Origin of the sequence: Candidatus Devosia phytovorans, from assembly GCA_029202405.1 — a bacterium.
GTDB classification, from domain to species: Bacteria; Pseudomonadota; Alphaproteobacteria; order Rhizobiales; family Devosiaceae; genus Devosia; species Devosia phytovorans.
In genome coordinates, this window is sequence record CP119312.1 from 1,957,477 (window position 1) to 1,976,010 (window position 18,534).

The following is an 18,534-nucleotide window of genomic DNA, read 5'->3' on the forward strand; positions in this document are numbered from 1 at the left end:
CCGCCGAATGTTACCCCACGAACCTGTTATTCCGCGGGAAGCCGTTGGGGGGCTGACGGCCGGCGGTGGCGCGATCGCCCAGCCAGTCGGTCAGCTCTTCCATCGGCTTGCTATAGGTGCGGCCCGAAGAGTCCTGCCAGGTCAGGCCATCGGCTGCGTAGAAGGTCTTCAGGTCGGAAATGCCGCCGTCCTTGTAGCGCTGCAGGCGCACGCCCTTGCCGCGACCCATTTCGGCCAGCTGGCTGAGCGGGAAGACCAGCAGCTTGCGGTTCTGCCCGATGATGGCGACGCGATCGCCATTGAGCGGCACCAGCAGGGCTGCCTCGGCCGGCGCGGTGACGTTGAGGATCTGCTTGCCCTTGCGGGTATTGGCGATCATGTCGTCTTCGCCGACGATGAAGCCATAGCCCGTGGTCGAGGCGATGATGCGCTTGCTGCCCGGCTTGTAGACGAAGATATCGACGATATCCTGGCCTTCCTCGATATCGACCATGATGCGGACCGGCTCGCCCTGGCCGCGCCCGCCGGGCAGCTTGTCGCCGGCGAGAGTATAAACCTTGCCGCCGGTGGTCAGCATCAGCAGCTTGTCGGTGGTCTCACATTTGATCGAAAGCTTCAGGCGATCGCCGGCCTTGAAGCCCTTGTCGTCATTGACTTCCACGGCATGGCCGCGCGGGGCGCGGATCCAGCCTTTTTCGGAGAGGATGACTGTGATCGGCTCGCGCTCGATGAAGGCTTCGGTGACTTCGGTCAGATCGGCATTGGAGGCCGAGCCGAGAATGGTGCGGCGGGCGCCCAGAGCGTGGGGCGTGCCATCGGCGTTGAAGAAGGGATAGGCCTTCTTCAGCGCCTCGATTTCCTTGGAAATATTGCCCCATTGCCGCTTGTCGGAGGCGAGCAGCGCATTGAGCTGGCCCTGTTCCTCGGTCAGGTCGGCATGTTCCTTGCGGAGTTCGATTTCCTCGAGCTTGCGCAGGGAGCGCAGGCGCATGTTGAGGATGGCTTCGGCCTGAACGTCGGTGAGCTCGAAGGTCGCCATCAGGCTGGCCTTGGCATCGTCCTCCTCGCGGATGATGCGGATCACCTCGTCGAGGTTGAGATAGGCGATGATATAGCCGGCGAGGACTTCCAGCCGGTGGGCGATCTGTTCGAGCCGATGCGTCGAGCGGCGGACCAGCACTTCCTTGCGATGCTCCAGCCAGGCCTTGATAGCCTGGGCCAGGCTCATCACCTTGGGCACGGCGCCCTTGTCGAGCACGTTGAGATTGAGCGGGAAACGCGTTTCAAGATCGGTGGTCTTGAACAGCTGTTCCATCAGGATGACGGCATCGACGGTGCGGGCGCGCGGCTCGAGCACGAGGCGGATGTCGTCGGAGCTTTCGTCGCGCACGTCCTTGAGCAGCGGCAGCTTCTTGGCCAACAGCAGTTCGGCGATCTTTTCGACGAGGCGCGACTTCTGGATGCCATAAGGAATTTGGGTGACGACGATCAGATAGACGCCGCGGGCACTTTCCTCGATCTCCCACTTGGCGCGGACGCGGAAGGAGCCACGGCCGGTCTGGTAGGAATGGGCGATGGAGGAGGCCGATTCCACCATGATGCCGCCGGTCGGGAAATCGGGCCCGCGGATCAGGTCATCCATGCTGGGCACGTCGGTTTCGCGCGTCACGCCCTCGGGCAGACGGTGCAGCAATTCGGACACGGCAATGTCGGGCTGCTGGATGATTTTCAGCGCCGCATTGCAGAGCTCCACCACATTGTGCGGCGGGATGGACGTCGCCATGCCCACCGCAATGCCGGTGGAGCCATTGGCCAAAAGGTTGGGGAAGTTGGAGGGCAGGACGACGGGCTCTTCGTCTTCGCCATCGTAAGTCGGCTTGAAGTCGATGGCATTCTCGCCAATGCCTTCCAGCAGGCGCGTCGCCACGTCGGTCATGCGGGATTCTGTGTATCGCATGGCGGCGGCGCTATCGCCGTCGATATTGCCGAAGTTGCCCTGCCCGTCGACGAGCGGATAGCGCAGGGCAAAATCCTGCGCCAGGCGCACCAGCGCGTCATAGATCGAGGCGTCGCCATGGGGATGGAACTTACCGATCACGTCGCCGACGATACGGGCGGACTTCTTGTAGCCCTGGCCCGGATCGAGCTTGAGCAGGCGCATGGCGTGGATGATGCGGCGATGCACGGGCTTGAGCCCATCGCGCACGTCCGGCAGGGCGCGCTGGGTGATGGTCGACAGCGCGTAAGAGAGGTACCGCTCCTCGATGGCCTGCTTGAGATCGACGACGCGCTGGTCGTCGGCAGGCGGGAGGGTATCGCTATCAGACATAGGCCACGCATTCCGGGAGAACGAATCAGGAAAGCATTATAGGAAATTTGGGCGCAAGCGGGCGGAAAGGCGTGGTTTTGCACGGGTTATGGGGGAAATATGAGGAGTACCCCCTCCTAGCCTCCCCCTGAAAAGGGGGAGGGACAGATCGCGTTTTTGGCATGATCTAGTCAAACCCACCGGCCGGGTCCCTCCCCCTTTTCAGGGGGAGGTTAGGTGGGGGTATCCTTACTCCCCGTCCCGCTCGAATTCCTCGATCAGCACATCCCGCATTGGCGGTCGTGCGATTTGTCTCTGGCTCCAGACATGGGCATCGAGGAAATGCCCCGTCAGCCGCAGGGCATCGCCTACCGCATGGGGCGAGGCGTTGCCTCTCCCGGCAAGGAAGCTGGGGAGGGGCAGGAGGCGATCGAGGTAGGGTTGCGCGGCCTCGCGGGAGACGGCGCGGCCCGATTTTGGCGAGACGTGGGTGAGGTCCTCGGTCGCGCCGGTGGCCGCGCAGGTGGTGAGGTCGAGGCCGAAGCCGAGGTCGTCGAGCAGGGCCAGTTCGAATTTGGCGAAGGCGGCGCCATCGGGCGGATTGGCGTCGATCAGGCGGACGGCCATGCCAAGCAGGCGGTCATGCGGATCGCGTTCGGGCAGGAGGTGCAGCAGTTCGCAGACGGTCTGGCTGAGATAGAGCCGCGTGCGGTCGGCGATCAGTTCGGCGGCGCGGGCGTGGAGCAGTTCGACCGAGAAGATGCCGAGCTGGTCTTCGAGCCGGGCGCGCCAGGTGAGCTGGAGCGTGTTGCCGGGCTGAAGGGCGGCGGCGAGCTTTGGTGAGCGGCCGCCACGGACGAGGCCCGCGCAGCGGCCGTGGCCAGCGACCATGGCCTCGGCAATGACGCTGCTCTCGCCGTGGCGGCGCGTGCCGATAAGCAGGGCTTCAGCGGTCCATTCCATGTCGCTAACTCTGTGCCACACCCTGGTGGTTCGAGGCTCGTAAGAACTCGCACCTCACCATGAGGGCTACTGATAGCGCAGGACAAATTGAGACCTCATGGTGAGGTGCGAGCGGAGCGAGCCTCGAACCACGAGGTCGGGCACTCGATCTCACTTCTTCTCGTGCGGGAATTCCAGGCCCATTTCGCGGTAGCGTTCCGGGTCGTCGCTCCACTTTTCGCGGACTTTCACGAACAAGAAGAGATGGATCGGCACTTCGTACATGTCCATCAGTTCCTTGCGCGATTCCGCGCCGATGGCCTTGATGGTCTGACCGCCGGCGCCGAGCACGATCTTCTTGTGGCTCTCGCGCGAGAGATAGATCACCTGGTCGATCTTGTAGGAGCCGTCCTTCTGGATCTTGAAGCTCTCGGTCTCGACGGTGGAATTATAGGGAATCTCGTCGTGGACACGCAGGAAGAGTTTTTCGCGCGTTACTTCGGCGGCGGTAATCGCCATGGTGAGGTCGGTGAGGTGATCCTCGGGGAAGTGCCAGGGACCGGGCGGCAGGTGCTTGACGCACCAGTCGATGAAATCCTGCACGCCATAGCCCTTGAGCGCCGAAATCATGAAGGTGGCCTCGAAGCGCAGCTTCTCGTTGATCGTCTCGGACAGCTTCAGCAGTTCCTCGTTCTTGACCGTGTCGATCTTGTTGAGGATGAGGATGCGCGGGTGGTTTATGTTTTCCAGACCCTCAACGAGCTTTTCGAGTTCCGGGGTCAGGCCGCGGTCGACGTCGACGATCAGGGCGACGATATCGGCGTCCCCTGCCCCGCCCCAGGCGCTATCGACCATGGCGCGGTCGAGCCGGCGTTTCGGGGCAAAGATGCCAGGCGTGTCGATGAAGACGAGTTGCGCCTTGTCGAGCGTCACCACTCCGCGCACCTGGCTGCGGGTGGTCTGCGCCTTGTGGGTGACGATGGAGACTTTCGTGCCCACCAGCGAATTGAGCAGCGTGGACTTGCCGGCATTGGGGGCGCCGACGAGGGCAATGAAGCCGCAGGAGGTGTCGGTGAGTTCTTCAGGAGAGGTCATGCGTTTTCACTTTTGGTTTCCTGCCACACCTTCTGGGCAATCAGGAACAGTTCGGCGGCCTTGTGCTCGGCGATCTTCTTGGAAGGGCCGGTGGCGCTGAGCGGTTCGAAATCCCCGAGGGTGACAGTGATGGTGAATTCGGGAGCGTGGTCGGGTCCACGGCGGTCGGTCTGGGTATAGGTGGGTGGTTCGAGGCCGCGGGCCTGGGCCCATTCCTGCAGCGTCGTCTTGGCATCGGCCTTGTTGGCGGAACCATCAATCAGGAATTCGGCGAACATGCGCTCGACGAATTCATAGGCCTTGCCCATGCCGCCATCGGTATAGATGGCGCCGATGACCGCTTCGGTGACGTCGCCGAGAATGGCTTCCTTTTCGGCACCGCCGGTGCGGGCTTCACTGTCACCGAGCACCATTTCGGGACCAAGGCCCAGGGTGCGGGCGATGATGGCGCAGGTTTCCTTGCGCACCAGCGTGTTCAGCGTACGGCTCAACTCGCCCTCATTGGCCTTGGGATAGCGGCGATAGAGCATGTCGGCGACGACAAGGCCGAGGACGCGATCGCCGAGGAATTCGAGGCGCTGGTAGGAGCGCTCGATGCGCCTGGCGGGCGAGAGCGCGCTGGAATGGGTCAGCGCGCGATGCAGCAGGTCCGGATCGGCAAACTTGTAGCCGAGCCGGAACTGGAGTTTTTCATAATTGCGCGCGGAACGGCTCATGGAACGTGCTGGGTATCGACGCCCTGGAACATCCGGTCCCAGCGGACATTGGCCGGCCACTGCCAGAGCTGCCAGGGCGGCAGGTTGTCCTTGATCGAGAAGAAGCGCGCTTCGGCTTTGGCGATGAGGTTGACGGCGGGCACATAGCCGACCTGGCTCAGCACACGACTATCGGCGGAGCGGTCGCGGTTATCGCCCATCATGAAGTAGTGGCCAGCCGGCACGACATATTCGGAGGTGTTGTCGAGGCCGCCGGTGTCGGAGATTTCCTGGATGATGTGGTTGGTGCCTTCCGGGAAAGTCTCGCGATAGACGGTGACTTCCACGGTGCGGCCTTCGCTATCGGTATCCTGGGCTTTACCGATTTCCTCGCGCTCGATCATGGTGCCGTTGATATAGAGGCGGCCTTCGCGCATCTGGATGGTGTCGCCGGGCAGGCCGACAACGCGCTTGATATATTCGATGTTCTGCGGCACCGGGCGGAAAACGGCGATGTCGCCGCGATTGGGCTCGCGACCGAAGATGCGGTTGTTGATCGGCAGTTCGAAGTCGAGCAGGCTGAAGTCGCCATAGCGGCCCAGCGAGAAGGAATGCTTGCCATAGCCCCAGACGAATTTGTTGGCGACGAAATAGTCGCCGATCATCATGGTCTGTTGCATGGAGGCGGTGGGGATGGAAAAGGGCTGGTAGAGGAAGGAGCGCAGCACGATGGCGATCAGCAGTGCCTCGACCACCACGACGATGGTTTCCCACCATTCGCTCGCGGCAGACTTCTTGATGGACTTGTCGGCGGGCTGGCTCATGAATTTCCCCGGAAATACGGTGCCGAAGCGTTAGGCGTTTGTAAGCGCCCGGTCAATTGCCAGGGATTGGCAGCGCTTCGACGATAACGAAGGCTTGTGCGAGCCCGGCGTCGTCGGTGATGGTGAGGTGGATGTGGGCCTCGTGGCCCTTGGGCACAAGGCGGGCCAGCGCTTTTGCCGCGCCATTGGTCAGCTTCATGGTCGGCTTGCCGGAGGGCAGATTGACCACGCCCATGTCGCGCCAGTAGACGCCCCAGGAAATGCCGGTGCCGAGCGCCTTGGACATGGCCTCCTTGGCGGCGAAGCGCTTGGCATAAGAGGCGGCGCGTTCGGCGCGGCGATCGGACTTCTGCTGCTCGATCTCGGTGAAGCAGCGCTCGGTGAAGCGCGTGCCATATTTGTCCAGCGTCTCGGCGATCCGGTGGATCTGGATCAGGTCCGAGCCCAGGCCGACAATCATTTCACACCCTGGATGCCGCGGCTGCCGGGCTTGACGGCCGGAATGGCGGCCAGTTCGGGTGGCAGGGCATCGGCCGGATAGGCGGGGACCTTGAATTCGATCAGCCGCACCAGGGGCACGCCGACATCGGCCTCGCCGGCTGAGCGGTCGATCAGGCAGGCGGCAGCGACCACATTGGCGCCGATGGCGCGCAGGGATTCCACGCATTCGCGGATCGAGAGGCCGGTGGAGACAATGTCTTCCACCACGACGACCTGGTCACCCGGCTCGATCTCGAAGCCGCGGCGCAGTTCGAACTTGCCGTCGACGCGCTCGGTATAGAGGGCGGGCACATTGAGATGGCGCGAGGTTTCGTAGCCGGGGATGATGCCGCCGATAGCGGGCGAGACGACCTTGGTTACGCCCGGGAATTCGGCCTTGATGCGTTCAGCCAGCGCCTTGCAGAGCTTTTCGGTCTGGTGGGCATACTGGAACACGCGTGCCTTCTGCAGGAAGACGGGCGAGCGCAGGCCCGAGGACAGGATGAAATGGCCTTCCAGCATGGCGCCGCATTCGCGGAAAATAGCCAGCACTTCATCTTTCGTCATCAACAAATCTCCGGTCTACCTTGCCGTCCCATTCGAGCGTCGAAATCATGCCCGTCTCGCGCAGCCCGGCGCGCTGGACGGCGGAAAGGCCGGGACTGCGCTTGAGCGTTGCCAGAACATCGGTCAGTTGCGCAAGGTCGCGCACCTCGATTTCAAAGATCATCTGGTGAAAGTCGGGCGATATCATGCGCATCACCAGATTGTTGATGTTGGCCTCGCAGGCCGCGATGGCCGAGGAGATCTGCGCCAGCGAGCCGGGCTTGTTGACGCTCTCCATGGTGATCACCGTAGGATAGAGCTTGTCATCCTGGCTCTTGATGTTCCAGCGCACATCGACCCAGGCCACGTCGCTGTCATGCATGTCAATGAGGGCTTCCGAATGGATCGGATAGACCAGCATGGGTGAATCGGGCTGGAGGATGCCGACGAGGCGATCGCCCGGCACGACGCCCTCCCCCGAGACCGAGACGGGCATGTGGAAATCAAGCTGGGCCAAAGCCGTCTTGGCGCGCGGACCGGAGCGTTGGCCGCCGGGCACGCGGAAGCGGAAGAGATCGGTCGAGCGCAGGGCGAACCAGCCATCGGCGGTGTCTGCGACCGGCAGGTCGAGCTTGCGGCGGCGCTTGCGCAGGCCCTTGATACGGGCGAGTTCGACGCCGAGCGGCTCGGAGCCGATCTTGCCCTCGCCCACGGCAATCAACAATTCGCGGCGACCGGGCGACCCCAGCGCTTCAGCCAGGGCCTTGGCCTCGGCGTCGTCGAGCATGACGCCTTCGCGCTCGAGCATCATGTTGAGCACGTGCTCGCCCAGCGAGAAGGCGCGCTGGGTGGCGGCGTGGCGTACCGACCGGCGGATGGCCGCACGGGCCTTGCCGGTGGCGGCAATGCCCAGCCAGTTCATCGGCGGCACGTGGTTCTGATCGCGGATGATTTCCACTTCGTCACCCGAGCGCAGTTGCGTGACGAGCGGCAGGATGGAGCCGTTGATCTTGGCGCCGACCGTGGTGTCGCCGATGTCGGTATGCAGGGCATAGGCGAAGTCGATCGGCGTTGCGCCGCGCGGCAGGGCGATCAGGCGCCCGCGCGGGGTGAAGCAGAACACCTGGTCCTGGAACAGTTCCAGCTTGGTATATTCGAGAAAGTCCTCGGTCGAGGAATTTCCGGTGGTCAGGTGGCTGATGGTCTGGCGCAGCGAGCCATAGGCATGGCTCTCGTTTTCGATGCGGCTGAGATCGGCCGAGGCGCCATCCTTGTAGAGAGCGTGGGCGGCGATACCGAATTCGGCGACGCGATCCATGTCCTCGGTACGGATCTGCAGTTCGGCGCGCTGGCGGCCGGGGCCGACGATGGTGGTGTGGATCGACTGGTAGTCATTGTGCTTGGGGACCGAGATATAGTCCTTGAAGCGACCGGGCACGACCTTCCACTTGGTGTGGACCACGCCCACCGTGTGGTAGCATTCGTCGATCGAATTGACGATGACGCGGAAGCCGATCATGTCGGAGAGCTGTTCCAGCGCAATCGACTTGCGCTCGATCTTGGAAAAGATCGAATAAGGCGATTTCACCCGCGCCTTGACGCGGGCGGTGATGCCTTCCATCGCCAGCCGTTCGCTGAGTTCGGTCGAAATGGTCGAAATGGTCTCGCGATATTCGGCCTGCATTTCGTCGAGGCGGGCAGTGATGGCCTCGTAGTGATCGGGCTGGAGGATCTTGAAGGAGATGTCTTCCAGCTCGTTGCGCATGTCCTGCATACCCATGCGGCCGGCGAGCGGGGCATAGATATCCATGGTCTCCTGGGCGATACGCGTCCGCTTTTCGGGCGGCATGTATTGCAGGGTGCGCATGTTGTGCAGGCGGTCGGCGAGCTTGACCAGCAGCACGCGGACGTCCTGGCTGATGGCCAGTAGGAGCTTGCGCAGGTTCTCGGCCTGGGCCTCTTCGCGCGAGACGAGATTGAGCCGCTCGATCTTGGTCAGGCCATCGACGATGGCGCCGATCTCGGAGCCGAACATCTGGTCGATTTCGGCGCGGGTGGCGTCGGTATCCTCGATGGTGTCGTGCAACAGGCCAACGGCGATGGAGGCATCGTCGAGCTTGAGCTCGGTCAGGATGGCCGCGACTTCGAGCGGATGATTGAAATAGGGGTCGCCGGAGGCGCGCTTCTGCGAGCCATGCTTTTGCATGGCATAGACATAGGCCTTGTTCAAAAGCGCTTCGTCGGCGTTCGGGTTATAGGCCTGAACGCGTTCGACAAGCTCGTATTGACGCATCATGGAAGGTAGTCGCCGCTCGATTAAGAGTTGACCTTAGCGGTTTGCCGCAAAATGGAAAGGGCGCTACGCGCCTTGCCGCAAAGCAAAACACCCCCGGCTTGCGCCGAGGGTGCTGACAGGCACAAGGCCGATCTTTAATCGTCGCGACGCTCTGGTGGTGCGAGGCTTTCGATGCCGCGCAGCAGTTCTTCTTCGCTGATCGTGTCGAAGTTGATCGAGTCGTCGCCGTTGGCGCTTTCGATCAGCGGAGCGGCGTGCTCTTCGGGCTCGTCAACTTCCACATACTTCTGCAGCGAGTGGATGAGATCTTCACGCAGGTCGTCTGGCGAAATGGCGCCATCGCCGATTTCACGCAGGGCAACCACGGGATTCTTGTCGTTGTCGCGGGCGACGGTGATCTGCGCGCCAGACGAGATCATGCGCGCACGGTGCGCGGCCATGAGAACGAGATCGAAGCGGTTTTCGATCTTTTCGATGCAGTCTTCAACGGTGACGCGTGCCACGAACGTCTCCAAAACGGATGGAATGAACGCTCCCTCTACACGACCAATCCCTTCAGCACAAGGCTAGGGGTGTAACCGGATTGTCATCCCTACCCTACGTATCGGTAATGTTAGGCTCTCTTGCCCGATTTCTGGAAACGTGCGAATAGGATAGTCAATTAAGTTTCGCGGCAGAATTTAATTAAGGCCTTTTAAGCCGCTTCGGCAGCGGCAAACCTTCAGACGGGTTGAGCGTCTGGGAGACTGAGATGCCCATTGATAATAGGGAAAAGATCGTTCTGTTTATCGACGGAGCGAACCTCTACGCGACATCGAAGGCCATCGGGATCGACATCGATTACCGCCGCCTGCTCGCCGATTTCAATGCGCGGGCCTATCTGCTGCGCGCCAACTACTACACAGCGCTCGTCGAAGATCAGGAATATTCCTCGATCCGGCCGCTGATCGACTGGCTGGACTACAATGGCTTCAATGTCATCACCAAGCCGGCCAAGGAATTCACCGATGCCATGGGCCGACGCAAGGTGAAGGGCAACATGGACATCGAGCTCTGCGTCGATGCGCTCGAACTCGCCCCGCACTACGATCACATGGTGCTGTTTTCCGGCGATGGCGACTTCACCGCGCTCGTTGCGGCGCTGCAGCGCAAGGGCAAGCGGGTGACCGTGGTGTCGACGCTGACCACTTCCACGCCGATGATTTCGGACGACCTGCGGCGCCAGGCCGATTTCTTCATCGATATCGCGGACCTCGCCAAGACGGTCGGCCGTCCGCCCAGCACTCGCCCTGCCCCGGCGCCCGCGCCGGTCACCTCCGACGAGCACTAAAACAAAACCCGCGGCTCGCACCGCGGGTTTTTGATTTCTAGCCTCGCCCGCCCTCTTTCATGATGCGGGATTTGTCGCGGTTCCAGTCGCGATCGCGCTCGGTGGCGCGCTTGTCGTAATTCTTCTTGCCCTTGCCGATACCGATCAAAAGCTTGGCGCGACCCTGGTCGTTGAAGAAGAGCTTCAGCGGCACGATGGTATTGCCGGCGCGGGCCACTTCCTGGTCAAGATGGGCCAGCTGCTTTTTCGACACCAGGAGTTTGCGCGGACGCTTTTCCTCATGGTTGAAGCGGTTGGCCTGAAGATATTCGGGAATGTGCGCGTTGATCAGCCAGAGCTCGCCACGTTCGGGCGAGGCATAGGATTCGGTGATCTGCGCCTTGCCAAGGCGCAGTGACTTGACCTCGGTGCCGGACAACACGATGCCGGCTTCGAGCGTCTCGCCGATTTCGTAGTCATAGCGCGAGCGGCGGTTTTCAGCCACGAGACCGTGGCTGATCACACCGTTTTTCGCTTTGTCGTTCTTGGGAGCCATAAATTTCCTAGACGCATCTCCGGCGCGAAAAACCGGTACCCACTTTTTCGCTCGATGCTCTCTTAGATAAGACCTGCGTGGCGCATTGCAAAGTCCACGGCCTCTTCCGTCTGTCGGGAGATCGGCACCAGTGGCAGGCGCAGTTCGTTGGCGCAGCGGTTAAGGCGGCTCAGCGCATATTTCGCGGCGGTCGGATTGGGCTCGATGAACAGATTCTTGTGCAGATGCACGAGCTTGTCCTGCACTTCGAGCGCACCCTTGAAATCACCCGCCAGCGACTTGTCCTGCATTTCGGCACAGAGGCGCGGCGCCACATTGGCCGTCACCGAAATGCAGCCGTGGCCGCCATGGGCGTTGAAGGCAAGCGCAGTGATGTCCTCGCCCGAGAGGAGGATGAAGTCCTTGCCGAGCTTGTCGCGCTGCAGGCTGGCCCGGCCGAGATCAGCCGTCGCATCCTTGACGCCGACGATATTGGAATGGGCTTCATGCAGGCGGGCGATGGTATCGACGGTCAGGTCGACCACGGTACGGCCCGGCACGCTATAGAGAATGACGGGAATGCCCACGGCCCTGGCCACAGCAGAGAAGTGCTGGAACATGCCCTCCTGGTTGGGCTTGTTGTAATAGGGCACGATGGTGAGGACGGCATCGGCACCGGCCTTTTCGGCGAACCTAGCCAGTTCCACGGCCTCGGCGGTGGAATTGGAGCCAGCGCCGGCAATCACCGGGACGCGCTTGTTGGCGGTCTCGACGGCGATTTCCACCACGCGGCGGTGTTCTTCGTGGCTGACGGTGGGGCTTTCGCCGGTGGTGCCGACAGGCACCAGACCATGGCTGCCCTCGGCAATCTGCCAGTCGACAAAGCTGCCGAAGGCTTTCTCATCGACATTCCCATTGAGCATGGGAGTGATGAGCGCCGTAATCGATCCTCGCAGCATTGTCGAAATTTCCTCAGGTTGGGAGCGCCACAGTTCAGCCGTGGCTTGATGGCATAGACCGTGCGAACGGGTCCTTGAACGGGCCGCACCATAGTTTTTATCGGGCCGCATCACAACGGTTTGTTGCGGCGCAGCCGCGATGCCGATGGATCGGCAACATCCTGTTTACCCCGACGCGGGTAACCTGGAGTTAACCGCAAGGATTGGTGGCAAGCGTGATGCAAGACGGCGCACAGCCCGATTGCCGAGAGCGAGACGCGAGATGATGCAGCGCCTGCGGGCCGGCTTCATCGCAGCGCTGCTGGGCCTTGTTGGCCCTGCCCCCAGCCCTGCGATGGCCAATGAAACTGTCGACATGGTCACAACCGGTTCGGTGGCGACGGGTGTTGCCACGCCCGCGATCGACGACAAGGGTAGCGCCGGATTTCGCGCTGCGCTCAAGACCCTGGTCGATGGCGATCCGGTGGCGGCCTTTGCCGAAGCGGGACAATTGGCCAACGAGGTCGAGCGCAAGGCGATCCAGTGGGCAGCCATTCAGTTCAACAGCGGCAAGATCGACTTCGAAGCCATCCGCACCTTTGCGACCGAAGCGCCCGATTTCGCGCCGGCGAGCTTTTATCGCACCCGCATCGAGCAATCGCTGACCAGGGACGAGGCCAGTGAGGCGACCATTGCCGATGTGCTTGGCGATGCCACGCCGGGCACGATAGACGCGCAAATCCTGCTGGCGGGCGCCCTACTGGCGCAGGGCGAAACCGAGCGGGCGACGACGCTGACGCGCAGCATCTGGACGGAGAACTTCCTGACCGAAGTGCAGGAGGCCAGGGTCGAGGCGAAGCTGGGCAGCCTGCTCGATCGGGATGCGCATTGGGCGCGGGCCATGCACCTGATGATGCATGATCGGGCGCGCGGCAGCGAGCGGCTGTTGCCGCATCTGTCGGAGGCTCAGACATCGCTAATCGTGGCGCGGGCGGCCGTGTCGCGCAATGATGCCGATGCCAAGGCCCTGCTCGACAAAGTCGACCCGAGCCTGCGGGGCAATGCGGTTTACATCTTCTCGCGCGCGCAACGCGCCCGGCAGTTCGAACTCTGGGACAGCGCCGTCAGCTGGCTCGACAAGGCGCCGGCGGAGCTGATCGACGCCGATGAATGGTGGTATGAGCGGCGCATCTTGGTGCGCAAGCTGCTCGATGTCGGCTATCCCGAACTGGCCTATCGCGCAGCGGCTGGCTATACGGACGGCCCGGAAGCGCGCATGGTCGATGCGCTGTTCCATGCCGGCTGGATCGCACTAGCCTTCCTCGACGACGCGGCGGCGGCAAAGGGCCATTTCACCGAGCTGACCAAGCACACCACCCTGCCCGACAGTATCAGCCAGGCCAATTACTGGCTGGCGCGGGCCGAGGTGAAGCTGGGCGACATCGACGCCGCCCGCGCCGCACTGACGGTGGCTGCGCAATATAACACGGTCTATTATGGGCAGTTGGCGCGCACCGAGCTGGGTGAAGCCGGTGTCGGCATCCGCCCCTTGCCTGCCGTTGGCCCGGACGCAGCGGTGTTCAACGCCAATCCCGTGGTGCGGGCCGTGCGCCTCCTCGCCGGCAACGGGCAGGCGCGGCTGGCCGTGCCGCTGCTGCGCAATTTTGGCACGACGCTCAGCGAGGGCGGCGAGCTGCTGCTGGCGGCACAGCTGGCCGAGGAGATCGGCGCGCATCAGGTGGCCATTGCCATCGCCACCAGTGCCGACCAGCGGGGCACGCCGCTTGATATCTTCAGCTTCCCCCAGGACGCACGGCTGGCGGAGGCCGATCTCGCGGCGGAACGCGCGGCGGTCTATGCAGTGGTGCGACAGGAATCCATGTTCCAGCTCGATGCCGTCTCCTCGGCCGGGGCGCGCGGGCTGATGCAGCTGATGCAGCTGATGCCCGGCACCGCGCAGGAGGTGGCGCGCAAGGTGGGTGTCGACTATTCGCCGGCCCGGCTGGTGAGTGACGCGGAATACAATGCGCTGCTGGGCTCGACCTATCTCAGCACGCAGCTCGACCGCTATGGCGGCTCGCTGGTGCTGGCGGCGGCGGCCTATAATGCCGGGCCGGGCAATGCCAGCAAGTGGATCACCGCCTATGGCGATCCGCGCGCCGACAATGTCGATCCGGTGATCTGGGTGGAACTGATCCCCTTTTCGGAAACGCGGACCTATGTGAAGCGCGTGCTGGGCAATTATCTGGTCTATCGCGAGCGGCTGGGCGACAGTCCGGTGCCGCTGCAGCAGGCGCTGCGCACAATTCGATAGAGCAGGCTTGCCTGACGCCTTCTGACGGGTAGATTGCCGCCATGGCTCGCAAAAGAACTGTTCCCGCCGACCACCCCGCCTTCGCCGACCTGCCCGTCACCATGGTGACGCTGGCGGCCGGACTGCGCGCGGCGGTGCATGTCTCGGGCACGCTTTCGAGCAGGCGCCTGCCGGTCGTCTGCATCCCCGGTTATCAGCGCAACATGAGCGATTTTTCCGATTTTGCGGCCTATTTCCGGCGCGCCGGCGGGGGCGAATGGCCAGTGGTGCTCATCGACCTGCCGGGACGTGGACGGGCCGATGATCGGCAGAGGGCCGAGGACTACAGCTCGCTGGCCGATGCGCGCGATGTGGCTTCCATTATCGCCGCGCTCGGCATTGGCCGTGCCGTAATCCTGGGCCAGGGACATGGCGGACAGGTGAGCATGGCGCTGGCGGCGCAGCATCCCCTGCTGATCGCTGGCACTGTCCTGCTCGATTCCGGACCGGTGACGGATTCACGCGGCATTGTCCGGCTGCGCAACAATGTCGAGCATATCGAAAAGCTGCGCGGCGCCAGAATCGTGGGTGCCGGGTTCAAGCGCATCCTCGGTGGCACCTATCCGGGCCTGCCCGAGGCGCGGCTCGGCACATTGATGGGCCGCACGCATCTGCTCGACAGCCGCGGACGCGCGCGCCCGCTTTATGACCCGCGGCTGATTGCGGCGCTGGCCAGCATCAATTTCGATGACGTGCTCGCAGCGCAATGGCCGCTGTTCGATGCGCTGACCTGCGCGCCGCTGATGCTGCTGCGCACCCAGTTGACCGACCAGCTGCGCCGCGAAACCTTCGATGAAATGACCCGCCGACGGCCCGACGCTACGGCTCTGACCATAGCCGGTCAGGGCTCGCCGGCCCTCTTCGATCAGCGCGAGGAGATCGAAGCAGTGGCCGAATTCGTCATCCGCATCAGCACCAAGGCTTTGGGGAAGGCCGCCTAAGCCGCCGCTTTCAGTAACCTGCTGGCCTGTTCCACCCAGCCCTCTCGGGCAACGCGGCCCTTGAAGGCGAGCTGGCCATCAATCCAGTCGGCGTCCTTGATTGTCCAGCCGGCGATCTGGTCGAAGTGGTGGATGCCAAGGCCATTGAGCGAGGCCTCGATCTTGGGGCCAATGCCCTTGATGAGCTTGAGGTCATCTGCACGGCCATTGCGCGGCGTGCTCAGGGCCGGTGGCCGCGCCACCAGTCTGGCGACAAGCGGCTTTGGCTCATCGATCGGCTCGTTGGCGCGTGCTGCCAGATGGGCAGCGGGACTGAGCGGCCGGCGCAATTCAGGGGTTGGCGCTGGAGCTATGACGGGCTTGGGCGCGACGACCACAGGGGAAGTTAGGTGCGTGCCGCGCGCTGCGTAAAGCACGCGGCGCAGACCATATCCTATAACGCAGCCAATCAGATAGGCGGCGAAGATCAGGACGGCGGTTTCGATCATCAGCGCAGCGTTGAACATGTCGCTCACACCTTGGGCGCGCTGAAGCTGCGCCAGCCGACCACAAGGCCGATCAGCGCTGCGCCCAGCAGATAGGGCCAGTAGAAACCGATCAGGTAGACGACACCGTCCAGATCCATTGGCATCTCCTTATCGCGTTTTGAACTGCAAAAGCGGTGACCACTTCTGCCGAAACGCCTCACTCGCCTGCTTTGACCGTCACCACGATACGCCGGTTCATGCGCTTGCCTTCGGGGGTGGCATTGTCGGCGATGGGCTTGGTTTCGCCATAGCCCACGGCATAGAGCCGATCTGCCGCCACGCCGCGCTGCACCAGCGCATTGACCACGGCTTCTGCGCGCGCGACCGACAGCGCCATGTTCTGCATGTCGTCGCCATCGGTATCGGTGTGCCCCTCGATATGCACCGTCGCCTGCGGACAGGCGGCGAGATCGATCGCCAACTCGTCCAGGGCCGCATTGGATTCCACGGCGATGCTGGAGGCGCCCGAGCCGAAGAAAATGGCATTGCGGGCCGAAAATTGCGCGACCGGCGCCGCGCAGGCAGCGAAATCGGATGATGGCACTGGCTGCGGCGCGGTGGGCGTTTCGGCCATTTCTGGCGCCGCGACCGGCTCGGGTTGCGCCGGCGCCGCGGCGGCCTCCGGTGCAGGCTCGGGCACGACGGGCTGTGCCGGTTCGATCGCCAGGGTCTCAGGCTCCGGTTCTGTCACTGGTGTATCAACACCGTCCGGCGCGGCGACCTGCGCCACCTCCGCGGCAGGCGGGGCAGCTACTTCCGGCGCAGGCTCGGCGACCACAATCGGCGTACGCGTCACGGCAACGGCCGGGGCTTCGGGAATTGCCGAATCCGCCTCGGGTGTTGCGGGCGGACGTTCAGGCGTTGATTCCGCTATGGAAACAGGCTCGCCGAGCGCCATGGACCAGCCGGCCGCCGCCAGTTGCTGGTCGGCGAAGCGGGTTTCGATCTCGCTACGGGCAGCGGGCGAGGCCGGGGTGCCGGTGATGGTCCAGGCACCGTCATCAAGGCTGACCCGGCCATCCTGCAGAAGGGTCAGCATGCCCAGTCCAAGTTCGGCAGAGGTTGCAAAACTGCTCGGCTCACCGGACGCATAGACCATGCTGGTGGTGGCGCCGGGACCGGCAGTGGCCAGCAGCGCCGTCTCGATTTCCGCGCTCGGCACATCACCCGACATGGCGACCACGCCATTGTCCAACAGGCTGGCGGACCAGGAATAATCGGCGGCCGCGGGGGCCCGGACTTCCGACATGGCGAGGATCAGACCCTGGGGTGGGCCGTCGGCTAGTCGATCCAGAAGGGTGCGGTAGTCGGCGGTCGAAGAGGCCAGGCCGGTGAGCGACATGACATTGTCGCGCAGGGAAAAACGGCCTTCTCTCATCTGGTCTAGGGCATCAAGGCCAAAGTCGACGGCCGATTGATAACGCTCCGGCGCGCCGCGACCCAGCTTGAAGAAAGAAATATCGGCGTTCGCGTGTTCGGCCAGCGCCGTGCGCGTGGCTTCGTCGGGCGCGTAACCATCGAAGACGATTGAAGAATTGGCCTGCTTGCTGGCGCTCATCCAATAGTCGGCAATGCGCGGTGCCTCAAGAGTGACGATGCTGTTGGCACTCTGCAAATCTTCCGTCACCGCTTGGGCGATTTCCACCGAGGGCGGTGCGCCGGTGATGGTACTGGTGTCGCCATCTATCGAGACAGATCCGTACTCGAGCCTCGCAAGTTGAGTTAGCAAACGCTCGGATAGCGCTGAAAATCCTTGTGGTTCACCTGACCCGAGAGCGAGACCGGTGGAGACCGGGAGGCCGCCGACCTCGGCCGTGCGCAGCCGCTCGGCGCTGGCGTCATCGGGTACAAAGCCGGTGACGGCGATGGTCTTGCCGTCGAAGGTGGCGCTCCATTGGTAAGGTGATACCAAAGCCGGTGCGATGTTGACCTCACCCAATGTGAGACCGGCCGGTGCCCCTGCCCGCATAACGATCAGCAGGTCGCGATAGGATTTTTCCGAGGCGGCCCGGCCATTCAGGGAAAGCGAGGTGTCGCTGAGCGTGATGGCACCCTGATCGAAATATTTGAGATTATCGATGGCAAAATTGGCGCCAGCGACGAAAGCGGTCCGCTCGGGCATGCCCGAGCGCATTTCCAGCATGCTGGACGACTTCTGGCTCTTTGTCTCGAGCAGGCGTCTGGTTGTCTCGTCGGGCACGCCGCCGGTGAGGTCGATGCCCTCCTCCGCTACACGCGCTTCGAAAAGATAGGGTTTCGCCATGGGGGCAAAGGTCACGTCACTGCGGATCTGACCAACGCCGGATGTCGCGTCGAGCCGGGTGATGGCGGCCTGCAGAACGGCCCGATCGGTGGTCGTGCCGGAGAGGGTCAGGTCACGACCCTGGAAAGCAAGTTCGACCCAGTCGAAACCGGCAGCGGCCATTGCCGCACCGCTGCGCTCGTTCAGGTCCCGGTCGATATCGGCCGATGTCATCGCCAGAGTAAGGCTTGTGCCGCCGAGTACCGTTACCAGTCCCGGCACGACCCATTTGATGAGATTCCTGATCATCGAAAATCCTATCCAGTCCGCAATGGGGGAAAGGGTAGATGATTTGCGGGTGATTTGGGGAGGGAAAATGAGCGGCTAAGCGGCTGTTTTCATGAGGCTTATTGATGGCAGCACATGCATGGACGCGTCGTCATGGGTGAAAGACGCAGAATCACACGCCAAGAAGCAGAAAGGCCCGGCGGGAGCCGGGCCTT

At 62.9% G+C, this 18,534-nt stretch carries 16 protein-coding genes; 3 read left to right on the forward strand and 13 right to left on the reverse strand.

The genetic code is table 11. From position 1 onward, the window contains the following. Nucleotides 1–10: 10 nt before the first annotated feature. The 9 genes from parC to rpoZ form a co-directional block, all read right to left on the reverse strand. On the reverse strand, nt 11–2,329 hold the full coding sequence (parC, locus tag P0Y65_09755) for a DNA topoisomerase IV subunit A (GenBank protein ID WEK06503.1): 2,319 nt from the start codon (nt 2,327–2,329) through the stop codon (nt 11–13). Nucleotides 2,330–2,557: 228 nt separating this feature from the next. Beyond that, the gene (recO, locus tag P0Y65_09760; protein WEK06504.1) at nt 2,558–3,271 is read right to left on the reverse strand and encodes a DNA repair protein RecO; all 714 of its coding nucleotides are present in this window, start codon (nt 3,269–3,271) and stop codon (nt 2,558–2,560) included. A 150-nt stretch (nt 3,272–3,421) separates the two neighbouring features. After that, complete coding sequence (gene era / locus P0Y65_09765) at nt 3,422–4,345, reverse strand: GTPase Era (protein ID WEK06505.1); 924 nt, start codon at nt 4,343–4,345, stop codon at nt 3,422–3,424. Beyond that, on the reverse strand, nt 4,342–5,061 hold the full coding sequence (rnc, locus tag P0Y65_09770) for a ribonuclease III (protein ID WEK06506.1): 720 nt from the start codon (nt 5,059–5,061) through the stop codon (nt 4,342–4,344). The genes era and rnc overlap by 4 nt, the downstream gene beginning before the upstream one ends. Beyond that, entirely contained in the window at nt 5,058–5,864 is an 807-nt protein-coding gene (lepB, locus tag P0Y65_09775; GenBank protein ID WEK06507.1) for a signal peptidase I, read from the reverse strand. Before lepB ends, rnc begins: the two co-directional genes overlap by 4 nt. Nucleotides 5,865–5,916: 52 nt before the next feature. Then, nucleotides 5,917–6,324, reverse strand: a complete 408-nt coding sequence (gene acpS, locus P0Y65_09780) for a holo-ACP synthase (GenBank protein ID WEK06508.1) — start codon at nt 6,322–6,324, stop codon at nt 5,917–5,919. Then, the gene (gene pyrE, locus P0Y65_09785) at nt 6,321–6,911 is read right to left on the reverse strand and encodes an orotate phosphoribosyltransferase (protein ID WEK06509.1); all 591 of its coding nucleotides are present in this window, start codon (nt 6,909–6,911) and stop codon (nt 6,321–6,323) included. The genes acpS and pyrE overlap by 4 nt, the downstream gene beginning before the upstream one ends. Beyond that, nucleotides 6,898–9,186 (reverse strand): bifunctional (p)ppGpp synthetase/guanosine-3',5'-bis(diphosphate) 3'-pyrophosphohydrolase, encoded by a 2,289-nt coding sequence (locus P0Y65_09790; protein ID WEK06510.1) that lies wholly within the window; start codon nt 9,184–9,186, stop codon nt 6,898–6,900. The genes pyrE and P0Y65_09790 overlap by 14 nt, the downstream gene beginning before the upstream one ends. Before the next feature lie 134 nt (nt 9,187–9,320). Further along, entirely contained in the window at nt 9,321–9,689 is a 369-nt protein-coding gene (gene rpoZ / locus P0Y65_09795; protein ID WEK06511.1) for a DNA-directed RNA polymerase subunit omega, read from the reverse strand. 248 nt (nt 9,690–9,937) lie between these two features. Here rpoZ and P0Y65_09800 point away from each other — a divergent pair, with 248 nt between their 5' ends. After that, entirely contained in the window at nt 9,938–10,516 is a 579-nt protein-coding gene (locus P0Y65_09800) for an NYN domain-containing protein (GenBank protein WEK06512.1), read from the forward strand. 37 nt (nt 10,517–10,553) lie between these two features. Here the strand turns inward: P0Y65_09800 and smpB are convergent, their stop codons facing one another. Together smpB and dapA are read right to left on the reverse strand one after the other, a co-directional pair. After that, nucleotides 10,554–11,051, reverse strand: coding sequence for an SsrA-binding protein SmpB (smpB, locus tag P0Y65_09805; protein WEK06513.1), 498 nt, complete (start codon nt 11,049–11,051; stop codon nt 10,554–10,556). Between the two features lie 62 nt (nt 11,052–11,113). Then, nucleotides 11,114–11,989, reverse strand: a complete 876-nt coding sequence (dapA, locus tag P0Y65_09810; protein ID WEK06514.1) for a 4-hydroxy-tetrahydrodipicolinate synthase — start codon at nt 11,987–11,989, stop codon at nt 11,114–11,116. Nucleotides 11,990–12,251: 262 nt separating this feature from the next. On the opposite strand from dapA, the gene P0Y65_09815 reads away from it, so the two are divergent. Next, complete coding sequence (locus P0Y65_09815; protein WEK06515.1) at nt 12,252–14,282, forward strand: lytic transglycosylase domain-containing protein; 2,031 nt, start codon at nt 12,252–12,254, stop codon at nt 14,280–14,282. A gap of 41 nt (nt 14,283–14,323) precedes the next feature. After that, complete coding sequence (locus P0Y65_09820) at nt 14,324–15,262, forward strand: alpha/beta hydrolase (protein ID WEK06516.1); 939 nt, start codon at nt 14,324–14,326, stop codon at nt 15,260–15,262. Here the strand turns inward: P0Y65_09820 and P0Y65_09825 are convergent. Beyond that, the gene (locus P0Y65_09825; protein ID WEK06517.1) at nt 15,259–15,768 is read right to left on the reverse strand and encodes a hypothetical protein; all 510 of its coding nucleotides are present in this window, start codon (nt 15,766–15,768) and stop codon (nt 15,259–15,261) included. The two genes, P0Y65_09820 and P0Y65_09825, sit on opposite strands and share 4 nt — an antisense overlap. Before the next feature lie 178 nt (nt 15,769–15,946). Next, a complete protein-coding gene (locus tag P0Y65_09830; protein ID WEK06518.1) occupies nt 15,947–18,340 on the reverse strand; it encodes an OmpA family protein in 2,394 nt (797 codons plus the stop codon). Between the last annotated feature and the right edge of the window lie 194 nt (nt 18,341–18,534).

Excerpts from the sequence above, each read along its gene's own strand:
- P0Y65_09825 (WEK06517.1), bottom strand. The coding sequence starts at position 15,768 with ATGTTCAACGCTGCGCTGATGATCGAAACCGCCGTCCTGATCTTCGCC.
- smpB (WEK06513.1), bottom strand. The coding sequence starts at position 11,051 with ATGGCTCCCAAGAACGACAAAGCGAAAAACGGTGTGATCAGCCACGGT.
- lepB (WEK06507.1), bottom strand. The coding sequence starts at position 5,864 with ATGAGCCAGCCCGCCGACAAGTCCATCAAGAAGTCTGCCGCGAGCGAA.
- era (WEK06505.1), bottom strand. The coding sequence starts at position 4,345 with ATGACCTCTCCTGAAGAACTCACCGACACCTCCTGCGGCTTCATTGCC.
- recO (WEK06504.1), bottom strand. The coding sequence starts at position 3,271 with ATGGAATGGACCGCTGAAGCCCTGCTTATCGGCACGCGCCGCCACGGC.
- dapA (WEK06514.1), bottom strand. The coding sequence starts at position 11,989 with ATGCTGCGAGGATCGATTACGGCGCTCATCACTCCCATGCTCAATGGG.
- parC (WEK06503.1), bottom strand. The coding sequence starts at position 2,329 with ATGTCTGATAGCGATACCCTCCCGCCTGCCGACGACCAGCGCGTCGTC.
- P0Y65_09820 (WEK06516.1), top strand. The coding sequence starts at position 14,324 with ATGGCTCGCAAAAGAACTGTTCCCGCCGACCACCCCGCCTTCGCCGAC.
- P0Y65_09790 (WEK06510.1), bottom strand. The coding sequence starts at position 9,186 with ATGATGCGTCAATACGAGCTTGTCGAACGCGTTCAGGCCTATAACCCG.
- rnc (WEK06506.1), bottom strand. The coding sequence starts at position 5,061 with ATGAGCCGTTCCGCGCGCAATTATGAAAAACTCCAGTTCCGGCTCGGC.
- P0Y65_09815 (WEK06515.1), top strand. The coding sequence starts at position 12,252 with ATGATGCAGCGCCTGCGGGCCGGCTTCATCGCAGCGCTGCTGGGCCTT.
- P0Y65_09800 (WEK06512.1), top strand. The coding sequence starts at position 9,938 with ATGCCCATTGATAATAGGGAAAAGATCGTTCTGTTTATCGACGGAGCG.
- pyrE (WEK06509.1), bottom strand. The coding sequence starts at position 6,911 with ATGACGAAAGATGAAGTGCTGGCTATTTTCCGCGAATGCGGCGCCATG.
- P0Y65_09830 (WEK06518.1), bottom strand. The coding sequence starts at position 18,340 with ATGATCAGGAATCTCATCAAATGGGTCGTGCCGGGACTGGTAACGGTA.
- acpS (WEK06508.1), bottom strand. The coding sequence starts at position 6,324 with ATGATTGTCGGCCTGGGCTCGGACCTGATCCAGATCCACCGGATCGCC.